Origin of the sequence: Flavihumibacter profundi (assembly GCF_020076305.1) — a bacterium.
Taxonomy (GTDB): domain Bacteria; phylum Bacteroidota; class Bacteroidia; order Chitinophagales; family Chitinophagaceae; genus Flavihumibacter; species Flavihumibacter profundi.
Genome location: NZ_JAIQXE010000003.1, coordinates 224,817 through 240,191 on the forward strand (window position 1 = coordinate 224,817; position 15,375 = coordinate 240,191).

Annotated in this window: 15 protein-coding genes and 1 pseudogene; all 16 read right to left on the bottom strand. The window is 37.2% G+C overall.

Translation table 11 applies throughout. From position 1 onward, the window contains the following. Positions 1-49: 49 nt before the first annotated feature. On the bottom strand, positions 50-361 hold the full coding sequence (locus LAQ65_RS15595; protein ID WP_224117924.1) for a DUF1493 family protein: 312 nt from the start codon (positions 359-361) through the stop codon (positions 50-52). Positions 362-371: 10 nt separating this feature from the next. After that, on the bottom strand, positions 372-1,259 hold the full coding sequence (locus LAQ65_RS15600; protein WP_224117925.1) for an RHS repeat-associated core domain-containing protein: 888 nt from the start codon (positions 1,257-1,259) through the stop codon (positions 372-374). 453 nt (positions 1,260-1,712) lie between these two features. After that, positions 1,713-2,063, bottom strand: coding sequence for a hypothetical protein (locus LAQ65_RS15605; RefSeq protein WP_224117926.1), 351 nt, complete (start codon positions 2,061-2,063; stop codon positions 1,713-1,715). Between the two features lie 6 nt (positions 2,064-2,069). Next, positions 2,070-2,897: pseudogene (locus tag LAQ65_RS15610) on the bottom strand (RHS repeat-associated core domain-containing protein); the annotation flags it as partial. Positions 2,898-3,521: 624 nt separating this feature from the next. Continuing rightward, positions 3,522-3,878 carry a hypothetical protein gene (locus tag LAQ65_RS15615; protein ID WP_224117928.1) on the bottom strand — a complete coding sequence of 119 codons (357 nt, stop codon included), beginning with the start codon at positions 3,876-3,878 and terminating at the stop codon, positions 3,522-3,524. 324 nt (positions 3,879-4,202) lie between these two features. After that, the gene (locus tag LAQ65_RS15620) at positions 4,203-4,439 is read right to left on the bottom strand and encodes a hypothetical protein (protein WP_224117929.1); all 237 of its coding nucleotides are present in this window, start codon (positions 4,437-4,439) and stop codon (positions 4,203-4,205) included. Positions 4,440-4,444: 5 nt separating this feature from the next. After that, positions 4,445-5,428 (bottom strand): RHS repeat domain-containing protein, encoded by a 984-nt coding sequence (locus LAQ65_RS15625; RefSeq protein ID WP_317197003.1) that lies wholly within the window; start codon positions 5,426-5,428, stop codon positions 4,445-4,447. Positions 5,429-5,707: 279 nt separating this feature from the next. Beyond that, the gene (locus tag LAQ65_RS15630; protein WP_224117931.1) at positions 5,708-6,121 is read right to left on the bottom strand and encodes a hypothetical protein; all 414 of its coding nucleotides are present in this window, start codon (positions 6,119-6,121) and stop codon (positions 5,708-5,710) included. Between the two features lie 10 nt (positions 6,122-6,131). Beyond that, positions 6,132-7,091 (bottom strand): RHS repeat-associated core domain-containing protein, encoded by a 960-nt coding sequence (locus tag LAQ65_RS15635; RefSeq protein ID WP_224117932.1) that lies wholly within the window; start codon positions 7,089-7,091, stop codon positions 6,132-6,134. Positions 7,092-7,306: 215 nt separating this feature from the next. After that, the gene (locus LAQ65_RS15640; RefSeq protein WP_224117933.1) at positions 7,307-7,648 is read right to left on the bottom strand and encodes a hypothetical protein; all 342 of its coding nucleotides are present in this window, start codon (positions 7,646-7,648) and stop codon (positions 7,307-7,309) included. Between the two features lie 166 nt (positions 7,649-7,814). Then, positions 7,815-8,303, bottom strand: a complete 489-nt coding sequence (locus LAQ65_RS15645) for a hypothetical protein (protein ID WP_224117934.1) — start codon at positions 8,301-8,303, stop codon at positions 7,815-7,817. A 273-nt stretch (positions 8,304-8,576) separates the two neighbouring features. Continuing rightward, positions 8,577-8,912 (bottom strand): hypothetical protein, encoded by a 336-nt coding sequence (locus LAQ65_RS15650; RefSeq protein WP_224117935.1) that lies wholly within the window; start codon positions 8,910-8,912, stop codon positions 8,577-8,579. 5 nt (positions 8,913-8,917) lie between these two features. Beyond that, complete coding sequence (locus tag LAQ65_RS15655) at positions 8,918-9,868, bottom strand: RHS repeat-associated core domain-containing protein (RefSeq protein ID WP_224117936.1); 951 nt, start codon at positions 9,866-9,868, stop codon at positions 8,918-8,920. Positions 9,869-10,050: 182 nt separating this feature from the next. Next, positions 10,051-10,362 carry a DUF1493 family protein gene (locus tag LAQ65_RS15660; protein WP_224117924.1) on the bottom strand — a complete coding sequence of 104 codons (312 nt, stop codon included), beginning with the start codon at positions 10,360-10,362 and terminating at the stop codon, positions 10,051-10,053. 10 nt (positions 10,363-10,372) lie between these two features. Then, positions 10,373-14,764 (bottom strand): DUF6443 domain-containing protein, encoded by a 4,392-nt coding sequence (locus LAQ65_RS15665; RefSeq protein WP_224117937.1) that lies wholly within the window; start codon positions 14,762-14,764, stop codon positions 10,373-10,375. A 73-nt stretch (positions 14,765-14,837) separates the two neighbouring features. After that, positions 14,838-15,374: a hypothetical protein gene (locus LAQ65_RS15670; protein ID WP_224117938.1), complete on the bottom strand. Its 537-nt coding sequence runs from the start codon at positions 15,372-15,374 to the stop codon at positions 14,838-14,840. Position 15,375: the final 1 nt, after the last annotated feature.

Below are 15,375 nucleotides of genomic sequence, written 5' to 3' on the forward strand. Positions count from 1 at the left end.
TCTAGAGTTAGATTTCACCTAAAATTTATAGCATTAACACTTTACTGTTTTAACTATTTATTACTTCTTCATCTAAGCGGCCTGCTATAATAGCTTTTTCAAGATCACCGACGGTTAATGCGTTTAGTTTTCTATTAGCCAAAAAAACCGATGGCTCATCATGAAAGTATTTTACAAAAATAAAGTTGCTTATGTCTACATTAAACTTTTTGCTATAGCTCAAAATCATATCTGCTGCATCGTCACCAGTTACACCCAAATTTTCCTCTATTAAAGTATCTCTGTTAATTGGCTTTTTAAACTCTCTAATTTCATCACGAATAAATGAAACCAGATTTTCAAATACACTTCTACCATCCATGTTCATCAGTTTAACGCATTTGCAAAAATTGAGTTCCTGACATCATTTGCGTATTGACAAAATCCCATTGTCTATCATTTGACCAGGTCTTGAATTGCTCATTGTAAAATTTATAAACACCTCTACCAACATCATAATAAAAAAGTACACCCGATGCCGTTCCAAAAAACTTAGAACCCCACCTACTCAAAAATCTTCCCCACGTACTTGCATATCGAGCAGATCCATTGAGAGTATGAGTATACAACCTAGTTTTCCCCAATATATTAATGGGTGCTTTTATTTTTCCGACAGTTAAAGAAAACAAAGTAGTAGCTTTTGAAGTGTTTGGCAAAACAGGGCCTATCCAACGTTTAGGAAAAGGTATGCTTAAGGCGCCGCCACCAAATATTGACCCTTGTAGCCACCAAGAATTAAGAGGATTATTGGATTTGTTAGCTGGTGTTACTGTTACTGGCGTAAGAGGCTTATAAACCGGGATTGTATCCAATCCAAACGGATCTATAAAATTGATTGGATTATTACCCACGTAAGCATAAGGGCTTTCATTGTAATGTACTGCGGAGTTTTCACCAGTGACTACATTTTGTGGTGTACCTAATAGATTAAATGAAGCCTCAAACAATTTCTCTTCTTGTCCTAACTCACCATTCTCCTTTTCATCTCCCTCATTTTTATACTCATCTTCCTGTAATGGATCTTGAACATGCCATCTTCCTATTTGTGTATCATACATCCTTGCTCCATAATCTAACCATTCCAATCCACTACCATCCGCGAACTCCTGTCTTTGATCTTCCTTACCGTTGTATTTAAACTTATTAGCTGGTGCACCGCTTAAGGCTTTGGCGGATATCCCCGCCATTGTTAGCCCGAACGGATAGTAATCATCATCCATTTTTGGCTAGGCTTTCCATTTCACTGGTAACTACTTCTCAGCCGTATCAAAGAACTACTTACAACATCCAAAATAGACCTTTCTTTTTTTCAATTGAAAAGTAAAATCTTGCTTCAGTTAAATGATGTATGGGATTTATCGGCCTTCACAGCGTTAGGTAAAAATTACTTGTAAGTGTTAATTAGTCCAAACGGGAAAATAAAACTTACCACCAGCACCGAACTAAGCAACACCTGATACAAAATACGCTTGGCCATCACCTCCCAAGGAAAAAAAATCCGGGGAGCTCGCGTCATCACCTATGTACGCATCACAGGCAATACTGCTTACTTGCTCTCGATTTACGATAAAAGCGAACTGGAATATATCGCAGATATTACTATAAAAGAAAAATTGAAGAAATTGTGGTGAGAAAGTAAAATTTATCTCGACCAATTTTTCAATTAATTGCTACTATTTATCGATGAGATCATGCAGATATTCTTCGCCAGTATCATTTAATAATATATTAATATCGCCTCTTTGATAAAAAAGCTTCAATTCTCCTTTATTCTCATTCTCAATTGCAGTTACGCCATCCAGTACACATAGAAAGCCAAAAATTGATAAATCAATTGACTCTTTAACTATTTGAAAAACCATTTTTTTATCGTCTTCACTTAACTCATTGTACCATTTTGACATAGTGAGTAATTTTTCAGACGGCTTACGACCCGGTGGCTTTTCAAGGTTAGAACGCATGCCATTTATGGTGTTATCTCCAACTACCACTTTTATTACATTTACAAACTCCTTACTATTCATGTTCTATCATTTTTTAAACGCTTCCGGAAATAATTTTTTATTAATATCTATCAATTGATTAAGGGCAGAATTGGGAGCATTTGTAAAATTTCTTAAATCTCTAATATCTTTAGCTAACTGGTCGCGAGCATTTCCGGCTGTAATCGTTCCCTTTAACGTTGGAATATTCTTGTGCTCTGAACGAGGCAATGCAATCGCTGGTGCGGTCTCCTTATTATATCCTGGAATAACTTGACCGGCTGGTTTACTTTGTGATACATGGTGAACATCTAATCCATCGCCCACTACCGATCTTTTGGCCAAATCACCTGCTACACCAACTTCATACTTTTCAACTGCATTAGCTACAACAGCCTTTTCAATTGTTTTCATAACAGCGCCTTCAACCTTTCCCCCTACAACTGCAAGGCCAATCCCAACTACAGCCTCACTTCTCGATATACTTTCTCCTGTTATAAAATCTTGCCCTACAACAGTGTGATAAATGTCAACCAATGGGTTTAAATTTCGATTGACCCAATCAACCCCGTTGTAAACAGCACCTTTACCAGAAGCAAAATCCGATAACCCGCCTTGAATCAAACTTAAAATTGAAGTGTCGCCCAAATAATCTTTATTTAAAATAGGGTTATTTCCCATTGCAGCATAAGGACTCTCTGCATCATTTGGTTTAGGGTCAACCTGCCACCACCTACCAACTTGCGGATCCATAGTCCGGAAAAAAGCATCATACTGATTGAGGTCTAAATCTGTTGTATGCTCAATGCCATTGAACTGTTTTTTATTCTCCTGTTTCCCAGCAGCTTTGGAGGAAATCCCCGCCATTGTTAGCCCGAACGGATAATAATAATTGGGATTATTTAACTGGGTTTAATAATAATGGTGGTATTCCATTTTAAACCATTCAAAGAACTTTTTTATCAAGTCAATATAATTCATTACTTTTTTATAATTCGTCTTTACTGGAAAATTCCGACCATTATCACATATTTGGGGATTATTTTACTCTTAAATGCCTTAAAACTACTTGGGCCTAGATATTATACAAGCCGCGACCAACAAGCTGCGTTTTTTAATCTTGCTTGTACGATGCACAAACATGCCAGCAAACATGACATCCACTACCAAGCATTCGCCAACTCCCGGTAAGGCAAACTCACCAACACACCGAAATAGTTTGTTATTCCTAAAATGGATTAAATTTCCCGATGGTATTAAACAGTACCAACCCAAATAAAATCATTAAAAGAATAAGAAATATCTGTAGAAGCTTAATTCTGCATATTAAACATCCAATTACGCAAGCAACAATTTGAACAATAATCAATGCTTGGCCATATTCTGCAATAAATAGTTTATGATGGTCAATAAATCCGCTATACCGAGGTAATAACCATAAGACAAGATAAACTATGGGTGCAATTAAATTTATACTAACGGCTTTCCACATATCAAATATTATTTATTCCAGTTTAAAAAATTAAATTTTTTGTATTGATTATTATAATAGCCGCCTATAAAATTAGAGGTAGTCCCTGTTTGAGGCGATGTCCAGGTATTTGAGGTCACGTCATATATGCCTGCTTGAACAGGAACTCCTAAATATCTCATTGAAGCAGGATTGCTTGATCCAAATAATCTACCAAGTGAATTAAAATTTCCTTGTGCAGCAATATACCCGGTTACACCCAGATAGTTCCTGTCTAACACGGATTTTCCATCATTAAATACAGTTGTGATTGCCTGGATATGGTTGGGTCTGGATTTTCCTTCAGATGTAAGCACATTTAAGCTGCCAGGTTGAATACCTGCCAAATTTGTTTGTGTAGTGTTTTGATCATTTGCAAAATCGGATGCTCCTGAATGCGTTTTTACATCTAAAAGAAAATCATTTACATTGCTATACTTAGTATCTGACTCATCAAAAGTGCCCGCTTCTGTAACCCATTGAAATGGAAGATTATTTTTTCTTGCAAAGTCAATAATTGTTTGAAGAGCTAAATCATCACATGTAAATGTGGCGTCATAATTACCGGGAACAAGGTCTACCTGCTTTCTATCTAGGAAAAAAGCGCGATTGAAAACATTTCAGATATCGCAATTAAAGAAAGATGAAAAAAATTGAAGTGAGTAAATAGGTTACATAATTTCTTTAAATGGAGGTGAGCCCTCTTTTCTGACCTTTTCTACCGCTTCTAACCAATATTGCCAAAAAGCACTGTCGGCAGGCGTGTCTTCTTCAAGCCAGTATTCACCACCACTTAAAATATCAGTTAAATCATTAGATCCAGTTGCCTTCCAATAGGCCTTGAGCATATAAAGCATAGCTTCATAACCTTCTTTTTCGGTAATAGTTTTTTCACTCTTTATTTTCATATCAATTATTTCTTTCCATATTTTGCAACAATGTCAACTGCAGTTTGATTAATTCCTGCACCCTTGATAACACCATTTTGGGTGTATGTATAAATCTGAGTCCCGTCAGGCATTGTTCGCGCGAACCAACTTTTGCCATACTCATCAATACATAATGCCTTACCGTTTGAGATTTCCGAAATTAGCGCTCTATTTGCAGGTGTATCAGATAATTTCCCAACTCCTTTAAATAAATGATTGGCAAATTTTCCTTCAGGAATTATATTCGCAGCAACCTCAGCAATACTTCTAGTTTCAATTTGACTTACATGACTTGAAATTAAATACTCTTCTGCGGCACCAAAAGACATAAATACTAGAACCCATTCACCTATAAAATTCAAAGTATGAATTGCAGCTTCCCCATATTCGCCTTCACTAAATTTTTCATACATCTTCCCAGAATGATACCAACCGGGTGCAAGAACATCAGCAGTAGAATTAGCTGCCGCAGCTACTAGAGACTGTTTTTTATTATTATCAGAAGATTTTTTCGGATCATTTTTTCCATTTTTATCTCCATTATTGAAATTTGTTTCTGCCTGCTTAAAATCCTCATTTGATCCATACTCATCCATGAAATCATTCATGAAGGATTTCAAATTTCTTTGGCCATCCTCAGAACTAACACCATTTGTACCTATACTTCCCATTCCATCCGGATCAATGAATCTAATTGGATTATTTACTGCATAATTATACGGATTATGCCTTCGATATAAATCAGCCAATGGATCTATCACATGCCATCTTCCAATTTGAGGATCATAATTACGTGCACCGAAGTCATACATTTCAAGGCCAGTAGCATCGCTAAACTCTTTCTCTAGCTTTTCTTTGCCACCAAACTCATACCTATTATCCAGTTTATTTATAGCTTTGGAACTTATCCCCGCCATTGTTAGCCCGAACGGATAGTAATCAACATCCTTTTTTTGATATGACACCACTTTAGCAGGAACTCCGGGTTGAGCTATCTCAAAGAACTTATCTACCTATCCAAGTTAATCGATTTTATTTTTTCAACTGAGCTTTTCAATTGAAAATTCAATCGAAATAAAAGTCAATTGCTGTAGCAGGCTGCAAGGGATACAACGGCGCCTCGAAGAATTCAGGAATGCTTTCTTTTGGTCTGAATATTTACTGTTATTGATCTTGATATCCCTAATATCCATGGACCAAAATTGGGGGCCTATAAAGCTCTGGATAATTCAGGAGGTAATGGTATTCTAATACTCTAATTTATTGATTTCAGCTATAGTATATTTATATTTTTTCTTAAGGACGCTTTTGTCAACATTAAGAATTACGGCAATAGGTGTTGAGTTAGAAATATTTGTTGTATCAATATTTAAATCACGCTCAAATTTATAATCTTCGTCTAAATATTTATAAGCTGGCTTGCATAAGTCTAAGACAAGAATTGTATCATTAGTGAGCGTAGTTTTGCACAAGAAAGCGTTCCCATATAAAATACTGTCAGCTGGGTTACACTTCCTATTTATCAAAAATGATTTTAATAATATTATACTTGTATGCCGATCTTTAAATTTATACTTTTCAAATTCAGCTAAATGCATTGTTGTTAATTGGCTTACACATGCAATACTTAAAATTACAATACATAAATAAATTACTTTCATATCATACTATTTAATCAATATCAACTGGCCGATTTCCTATTCTTTTGTTTAAATCACCATTCATATATAATCTATAGATTCTTTCAACTTGAGCCTTAGTTGGGCCAGTCGGAGTTGTTACAGTTCCCTGCCTCATAAAGTTTGTCGATGGAGAATTAGAGGTTTCACCAGGCGTTTTAAATAAACCCCATAAGTAGCTATTAAAATCTTGTTGAGGATGCCTTAGTCCAGCAGTATGACCAATCTCATGAGGAATAGTTTTGCCATTTTTATCGGATAAAATATCATTTACATAACTTTCATTCACAGATATATCTTTACCTGTTTTAGCCGCAGCAACTACAGCATAGCCTGGCATACTAGAGTTAAAGTCGTTATCAGAGGCATCTTTTATTTCAAATAATGATTGATTATTCGCTAAATCATTTTTACTGCCGATGCCAGTTATTACAGCCCTAGTTTCAATTGCGTACTTTAGTGAACCGTCACTATTTTTTTCAATTATTTGAGAAAACATATTCTCAATCTGACCTTGCAATTTCTGAGCAAACTTATTTACGTCTATGCTTGAATTACTACTAGAATTTAAAACAGCAGCCGTAAATAGAAATGTATAAACAACATTCCCCTTTTTATCCTGATTTCGAGTTATAGTCCAATCCTTACCATTAGGATCAAAAAGTAATATCGGGTTATTTACAACAAAACAATATGGTGAGGCAGGTAAAAATTTATCAGAAATCGCATCTTGTGTATGCCACCTCCCAATCTGCGGATCATAATAACGAGCTCCGTAATCGTATGCTTCAAGACCTGTTCCGTCGGAGAACTCTTTTTCTTGTTTTTCCTTGCCGTTGTATTCAAACTTGTTGTCGAGTTTCCCTGCGGATTTGGAACTGATCCCCGACATTGTTAGCCCGAACGGATAATAATGATTTCCAGCACAACTAACAGGGGGATTGCCTTTCAAAGAACTTCACTAGCTCTAAAAATAGCATATTTAGTCAATATCAGTATGAGTTTGAGCCGGGGTATTTATCCAAATAACTTATCCTGTGCCTGGGATATTTATCGATTGAATAGTCTTGTGAAAGCACCAAATATTTTTGCTGGAAAGTTTTTTGCCGAGGGCACTGATGATGCGCGAAATTTCCGGTTTGGGTTTAATATTTTGGTTTTATAAGTTCATTTTCCGCAATTACACTTTATTTCATCCTGTTTGAAATATTTTATCGGCCTATTAATTCCCGGAAATATTTTTATATAAACTACGCAGATGCTATCGCCAACCCTTGTTAAGTCTTCTTCCAAAGAATTGCCTTTGTACTTCCTGTTTTGAATGTAAAACTCATAAAATAAAGTTGACTTCTGAGATCTAATTCGATTTTTTTCATTTGTCAAAATAGCCATTTTGCATTCCCCCTTACTTTTTAAAAGTATATCCACAATAATAGAACACAATAAAAAAAAGACACCAGCAGATATTATTACCCAAAATATTATTAATCTTATTTTTTTTGTTATCATTAAATATTTGTTTTGTCTTTAATTTCAGTAACTGAAGGATTAGCTACTTCTTTTATAAAAGAAAGACTCAAAAAATTGGAGTGAGTGTGGCCAGTGTAATCGCAAATATCTAGGAATATCTATTTTACCCCAAAGAAAATTCTTTTGAACCACCGCTTAGAGAAGCCTATTGCCATACCTTAATATTACCAGAATGCACATTTTCACCTCTTATAATAAGAATGATTGTATCGGTAATTTCAGGATGTTTTAAATAACCCCAGGAAGCATTTGCACTATCAAATTTTATTAACTCATCTTCCCTTATGAGAATCGTAATTTCATTTGATGGCCTATAATTAAACCGCAATTGATATGGATAATTACTATTCTTCAATGGAATTGTTTCTTTTGATGAATGAAGACCGAACTTAAAGCCTTTCTCTATATAAGGTTTAAAATTTTCTAACGTGCCGGAAAAACTATCAATTTGAAAGTGTAATTCTTTAACGAACACTCCTCTTTTTTTTGATTCTTCGATATCTGATGTTGATACCCTGTATCGCCATTTTTTATAACCATACCAACCAACAAATGAAGAAATATAGCCTAATGCAAAATACCCTAAAACGAAAAATACAATCACAGCAAACAACAACTTGAACACTTTTTTCATAACTCGTTAATGATTTCTAATTTTCTTTAGGAGTAACATCCTCTAATGGATGCACAATTGTCTACGACCTGATACTCCTTACCCGCAATACCAGTGACTTTGCCAGCATCCTATAACTCAACACCCCTAACCCCTGGGAAAAATAAAAACTGTAAGGTTTATTCAGGAGTGACTGGCTGAGTGCTCATGGCTTAATTATGTGATAATTGCCCTGCTTATTGCCGCTTTCCCCTTTTTTACCCGCTGCCTGTTCTTATATGAGCACAATCAATGTTAAAGGATAACAAACTCGCCATTACCTTTTAAATAATCCTGGATTTCTACTAATGGAGTAACACTTGTTATCTCATTATTTACAACTAAAATGTCGTATTCTTCAGGGATAGCATTTTTTTTACAAAATGGACAGGTTGATGATTCAATAATTCCATAAACTTTGACCTGACCAAGATTAGGGCTGCCGGTATCATTACCACCCCATGTAATTATATCTCCTACTCTGTACTTCAATTGCCAAGTATTACCAAACTTAAATTGGATTCGTACTTGAGATTTGTTCCCACAAGATGGGCATGCTATTTCCGCGATTAAGATATTAAATGAACTCATAATTTTTAAAAGTTACGATTGGGAAAACCTATAGCATTCATGAAATTGGCAAATTTCCTATCTGCAGTAATTATTGCAGCCCCATTATTTTTAGCGCCGGCTAAAATCATGGCATCTTTATTTCCAAGTGATCTACCCATGCCTGATGCAGTTTTCTGCAGTGCTGCCGCTTGACTCGCAGATCCGCCATTTTTACTTATTGTGGCACCAACCTCCGTCATGAATCCCTTCAATTCTGCTTTGTTTCCAAACGCTAGAAATTCTTTGGCTGCAGTAATTGAAACAATCGGCTTATCTGCTCCAATTGATGCTTTGACTAAATCCTTTTTCCCTTCCTTGACAGCTGCGCTCAAGGCATTATTATCAAGACTAACGAATCTCCTTTCGATTTGCCCTACGGCAAGATTTTTGGCTTCATTTACTATTATCTCTTCGGCTTTAGCACTTGGTACTGCAAAAGTGGCCAATTGCACTCCGGATTCTACCCTAGATTTATCCTCAGTAAATCCACTATTTAAACTTTTGCCAGTTACTAACTCCGCAAGTGGCGTTAAAGGATTCACGTTATTATTTATCCAAGCAACAGGAGAACTGTTACCAACTTGTTCAATTTTATTACCAACCCAACTAGCGGCATCTGAAAGAACTTTACAACAATCCTCTCCAGCTTTTCCGCTTGGATCATTATAACGAATCGGATTATTGTATGAGAAGTGATACGGGCTTATACTTTCCTGACCACCTTCTTCTGTCATTGGATCTATCTGGAAAAATCTACCAATTTGTTGATCGTATGTCCTGGCATTGAAGTCATACATCTCCAAGCCGGAACCATCGCTGAACTCTCTATTTTGCAGTTCATTTCCGTTATACTCTTTTTTATTATCTAATGAACCGGCTGCCTTAGAAGATATCCCTGCCATTGTTAGCCCGAACGGATAATAATCATCGTCCATTCTTGGCTAGGCTTTCCATTTCACTGGCAAAAACTTCTCAGCCATCTCAAAGAACTGCTTACAACACCCAAAATAGACATTTCCTTTGCATTTAATATTTTTCAGTTCTAGTTTAATTTGACTATAATCAAATTCTAGAGTTAGATTTCACCTAAAATTTATAGCATTAACACTTTACTGTTTTAACTATTTATTACTTCTTCATCTAAGCGGCCTGCTATAATAGCTTTTTCAAGATCACCGACGGTTAATGCGTTTAGTTTTCTATTAGCCAAAAAAACCGATGGCTCATCATGAAAGTATTTTACAAAAATAAAGTTGCTTATGTCTACATTAAACTTTTTGCTATAGCTCAAAATCATATCTGCTGCATCGTCACCAGTTACACCTAAATTTTCCTCTATTAAAGTATCTCTGTTAATTGGCTTTTTAAACTCTCTAATTTCATCACGGATAAATGAAACCAGATTTTCAAATACACTTCTACCATCCATGTTCATCAGTTTAACGCATTTGCAAAAATTGAGTTCCTGACATCATTTGCGTATTGACAAAATCCCATTGTCTATCATTTGACCAGGTCTTGAATTGCTCATTGTAAAATTTATAAACACCTCTACCAACATCATAATAAAAAAGTACACCCGATGCCGTTCCAAAAAACTTAGAACCCCACCTACTCAAAAATCTTCCCCACGTACCTGCATATCGAGCAGATCCATTGAGAGTATGAGTATACAACCTAGTTTTCCCCAATATATTAATGGGTGCTTTTATTTTTCCGACAGTTAAAGAAAACAAAGTAGTAGCTTTTGAAGTGTTTGGCAAAACAGGGCCTATCCAACGTTTAGGAAAAGGTATGCTTAAGGCGCCGCCACCAAATATTGACCCTTGTAGCCACCAAGAATTAAGAGGATTATTGGATTTGTTAGCTGGTGTTACTGTTACTGGCGTAAGAGGCTTATAAACCGGGATTGTATCCAATCCAAACGGATCTATAAAATTGATTGGATTATTACCCACGTAAGCATAAGGGCTTTCATTGTAATGTACTGCGGAGTTTTCACCAGTGACTACATTTTGTGGTGTACCTAATAGATTAAATGAAGCCTCAAACAATTTCTCTTCTTGTCCTAACTCACCATTCTCCTTTTCATCTCCCTCATTTTTATACTCATCTTCCTGTAATGGATCTTGAACATGCCATCTTCCTATTTGTGCATCATACATCCTTGCTCCATAATCTAACCATTCCAATCCACTACCATCCGCGAACTCCTGTCTTTGATCTTCCTTACCGTTGTATTTAAACTTATTAGCTGGTGCACCGCTTAAGGCTTTGGCGGATATCCCCGCCATTGTTAGCCCGAACGGATAATAATTCGTTTCTTCAAGCAGTGGGCCCGGCGTATGGGTTACATTAAGGTTGTCAAAGAACACCCCTAAGTTACTTTCATTACTTACAAAAACATACAAAAATCCATTTTTTGTGACATTTACCGGACTATTAATAAATGTTATGTGTTGGGTATAGACACCGCCACCCGCTGAGGTTCCTGCGTTCACCGGATCAGCACCTGCCGAAACATATTTTAACTGGTCATCAAACAAGATCCAGTTGACATAAGCTTTTGCGGTATATGAAGCAGGCGTGCGGGTTATAAATGTATTGATGTCGGTGGCATTAGTGGCTATACCCTGAACATCAGCTGCTGAAATTCCGGGCTTAAGGGCAGAAACAGCCCCGCTGCCCGCAAAGGCGGTTAACAGGTCAGCCAGCACCATATTAAGCGGACTACCTGTACTACCGCCCGATGGCAAAGTATAATAGGATTCCGCTGTGATTTTCACTTTGTCGCCTGCCATTACTTTCAGGGTAATGCCAAGTCCGGTTTTTTGCCCGGCTATACCGCCATTAGTCTGGTAAAGCTTATTTTCAAAGCTGGCTTGTGTCGCCCCTGTGGTTGTTTTCAGCACCCGGCGTGCATCCTGGATGTCATAGTACTTCTGTTCGTTTACATAGCGTGTATCTTCAACCGTAGCTGGAATATAACAGATGTCTTCCTTCTGGTCGGTGAGTACTGTTCTAACATTTCCCAGGTGGTCCTTCAAAAAATAATCATAAACCAACCGGTCCACCTGTGCTACACAGGTACTGGTAGTTGCTTTCTCAAAGCGGATACGGCCTTCCTCATGGCTGATGAACTGTAAAGTATCATTTTTGTACACGAGCCCGCCCAGGTAAAGGGTTGTTGTAGTAACAGCCGGAACCACCGAATTATCCACAACCACTTTCTTTAATTTGTTTCCTGCTGCATCGTAAGTGTAGGTTATAGTTCCTTTATTACTGCTTGCATCTTTTTTAATGGTAATGGTTTGCGGAAGGTTCAGGTGGTTATATACAATTCCATTGCCGCCACCGAAAGGAATAATGTCTTTATTCAGATCCGTCACCAGGTTGCCATTTACATCATACGTATAATCTGTAATGGCGGAAATATTGGCCAGGGTTTTGGTGGCATATTGCGGATGCAGTGAGGAAGTCCTGAAATCACCCAATTTTGTTAAGGGATCGTTTTGCTGATCAACTACTGTCTTCAGCCGGTTACTATTGGTGTAATAATCATAGGTTAACTGGTCGACCATGGTTGCACCGGTGCCACCAATTTTAAACCCATATTGCGTCATGGCTTTTATATTGCCATTGGCATCATAGGCTGTTGCAGGATTGGCACCATCACCCATTTGCATCGTGTAGTTCATAGTACTGCTACCCCAGGTAGTACCTGCATCATTTTGCTCAAATGCGCCCTTTAACAACCGGTTGGCTGCATCATAAGTAAAATCGTATTTTCTGCGTATGCCATCGCCACTGCCTTTCCAAACCATGCCATTAATATTGCCGTTGAATTGGGCAGCTAAAAAATTCCTGTTGGCAGAATCGGTTAGCTTATCGTACCCCAATTCAAATGCGAAGTAATTTGACGAAGAACCATTTGCCGCTAAATCACTTCTATTCACTCCTAATAACCAACCCCGAATATTGTAAGCATAATTTTGTGCCTGTAACCCTGCTCCGCTATTATACCCCGGTGCAATCTTTTTTGCTTTCTGTTGCCCCAGTGCATCATATTCAATTTTATTAATAGTTGTAAAACTTGCCGGCATAGCATTGGCATTGACTCCAGTGTACTGTACTTTTTTATCGGTTTGCACCAACCTGCCCAAATCATCATAGGTCAGGCTTGTAACTATTACTGAAGTTTGCGCAGGCGCATTTGCTTTTTCCTGTTTTTGCACTACCACCAATGGCTGACCCGACCAGTTATATTGAGTAGTAACAATATCGACCGCTGTAGTAGCTGAAATATTCTGACTTTGAACTTGTATAACTCTCCCTTTCTCGTCATAAAAATTAACGGAAAACAAATAGTTACTGGTTCCCAACACTTTTACCCTTGTTCCGGTGACCAAGCCCTTTAATTGTGCCGATTGTGTGTTGGCTTGCGCATAGGGCCATGCTGTATTACTTGCCGTCAGAAAATAGGTATTATAGCTTGTATTATAGGAGGCTGTTAAGGGATTTGACCAATTTGCTCTCCAGTCATAATTATCATAAAATGTATTTGTTAAGGGATCATAATAAGTGGCGGAAGGCAGATTGCTGCTTGAAAATGGGTAAGCGCTACTTCTTTTTGCTGTATCAAGGTGCTGAACAAAAGTTTTATTGTTCCATGTATTCAATAATAAGCCTGTTTGAATGGGGCGGTTCAATGTGTCATAAATGGTTACCATCCATTTATTGTTTCCAGAAAGTCTCAGGTTTCCATCCTGGGTCATTACCAGCCTATCTCGTCCGTCATACACCATAAAAACAGACGAATCGGCCCCAGGGACCTTTTTAATAATCATCCGGTTCCGTTCATCATACTCATACCGAAAACATTGCTGACTTAGAATAACAGCATCCGTTAATAACCAGTTGCCCGAAATTAATTCAACACCCTTGGGCTGAATGACACATCGCAAATTATTCAGGTCATCATATAAATAGTATGTGCATAGCCAACCTGTATGGCCAGAACCTGTACCATCATCATTAGATGCCGTTAGTTGAACTTTCTTTAAAATGACCTTCCCCTCATTATCTTTGAACTCTATGACCTGCTTACCCTTTTCATCGACGGTAATATTCTTAGTTAATTGCCCTGCTGCGTAAGAAGCAGTACTTGAATATGTACTCAAATTACCTAATGATCCGATGGATACATTCCAAATTCGAACACTGTCTGAAGCCTTGTTAACATAGTATTTCATTTTTATTGACATCCTTGTAGATTCGGTAGATCCTCCCATCGTTCCGGTCCAGTTGTCTCCTGGAGCAGCTGATTCCGAAATCCGGTTCAATGGAGATGCCTCATAATTAGTTTGCCCATAAAATATATGCTCGTTTTGGTTAAACAAAGGTGAGGTGCTGGATAAGGCATCATAAAAAGTGGCCTGTTGGGCAAATGGGTTTAATTTAAAATTGCCATCATTTTTGGTTGCGTCCGTTGCTGTTGAAGGTGTTGGGAGATATTTATATGGTTCCCTACTGAAGGCATCATATTCTACCATTGAAACCATATCAACAGGTGCGCCATTGGTAATTAAGGAGCCCTGTTCAGCCACTGTTTGTAAAGGCCTGCCCAGGCCGTCAAAAAATTGAGTAACCTGCTTGGTATCCTTTAAAACCCGGGTCACAAAAGTATTGGGCACTTGTTCAGGGGCAGTTGCTGACCAGGAGCGAACAAAATTCGGTTTAACAGATGATGGGTAAGTCGCAGGAATGGCACGAGGAAGTGGTTGGCCTACTGTTTCAAAGCCTAAAAGCAATAAGAAGCCTAACCAAGTCAATTTATTTTTATAAGGAATGCAAAATAGCATGTTATATAATTATCTTAAATAAAATAGATATATATTAATAATATCATTGCTTAATATCTTGCTGCTTTAAAAGGGCATCAATTAAATCTAATTGCGCGCCCTTCTCTAAAACCGCATACAATATTCCCGATTCACTTATAAAATATAATTGGTCATCAGTATTTACATCAGAATTAAAATGAGTATTATCTGTATCATTGGTCAGCCATTTCATTAATTGATACTGATTAATGCCTTTATCCTTTTTCACATAACCACCATTTGTAATAATAAAATGGTATATCCCAACTCTTTTAATACTATCCACTAAATCTGAAGTACTATTGGAAGCTTCGAAATCGGAAGCTGGTATTGCAATAATGTATACATCTGGATGAGACAATTGCAAGGAATCAAGAAAATTCAATTGACCATTTTTTAGGTTGGATGGACTTATAGAAGCAACAAGAATTTTCTTTCCCTTAAAACTGGAAATATTAATACTGTTACCATTGGTTCCCTGTATAGTAATATCATACACTTTTGTTTGGCTAATTGCCTGGCCTGAATAAAATAGAAGAAGTACGAGTATATATTTCATA

Bases quoted from the DNA above. Each gene is read 5' to 3' on its own strand.
- LAQ65_RS15595 (WP_224117924.1), bottom strand. From the start codon at position 361: ATGGATGGTAGAAGTGTATTTGAAAATCTGGTTTCATTTATTCGTGAT.
- LAQ65_RS15600 (WP_224117925.1), bottom strand. From the start codon at position 1,259: ATGGATGATGATTACTATCCGTTCGGGCTAACAATGGCGGGGATATCC.
- LAQ65_RS15605 (WP_224117926.1), bottom strand. From the start codon at position 2,063: ATGAATAGTAAGGAGTTTGTAAATGTAATAAAAGTGGTAGTTGGAGAT.
- LAQ65_RS15620 (WP_224117929.1), bottom strand. From the start codon at position 4,439: ATGAAAATAAAGAGTGAAAAAACTATTACCGAAAAAGAAGGTTATGAA.
- LAQ65_RS15630 (WP_224117931.1), bottom strand. From the start codon at position 6,121: ATGAAAGTAATTTATTTATGTATTGTAATTTTAAGTATTGCATGTGTA.
- LAQ65_RS15640 (WP_224117933.1), bottom strand. From the start codon at position 7,648: ATGATAACAAAAAAAATAAGATTAATAATATTTTGGGTAATAATATCT.
- LAQ65_RS15645 (WP_224117934.1), bottom strand. From the start codon at position 8,303: ATGAAAAAAGTGTTCAAGTTGTTGTTTGCTGTGATTGTATTTTTCGTT.
- LAQ65_RS15650 (WP_224117935.1), bottom strand. From the start codon at position 8,912: ATGAGTTCATTTAATATCTTAATCGCGGAAATAGCATGCCCATCTTGT.
- LAQ65_RS15655 (WP_224117936.1), bottom strand. From the start codon at position 9,868: ATGGACGATGATTATTATCCGTTCGGGCTAACAATGGCAGGGATATCT.
- LAQ65_RS15660 (WP_224117924.1), bottom strand. From the start codon at position 10,362: ATGGATGGTAGAAGTGTATTTGAAAATCTGGTTTCATTTATCCGTGAT.
- LAQ65_RS15670 (WP_224117938.1), bottom strand. From the start codon at position 15,374: ATGAAATATATACTCGTACTTCTTCTATTTTATTCAGGCCAGGCAATT.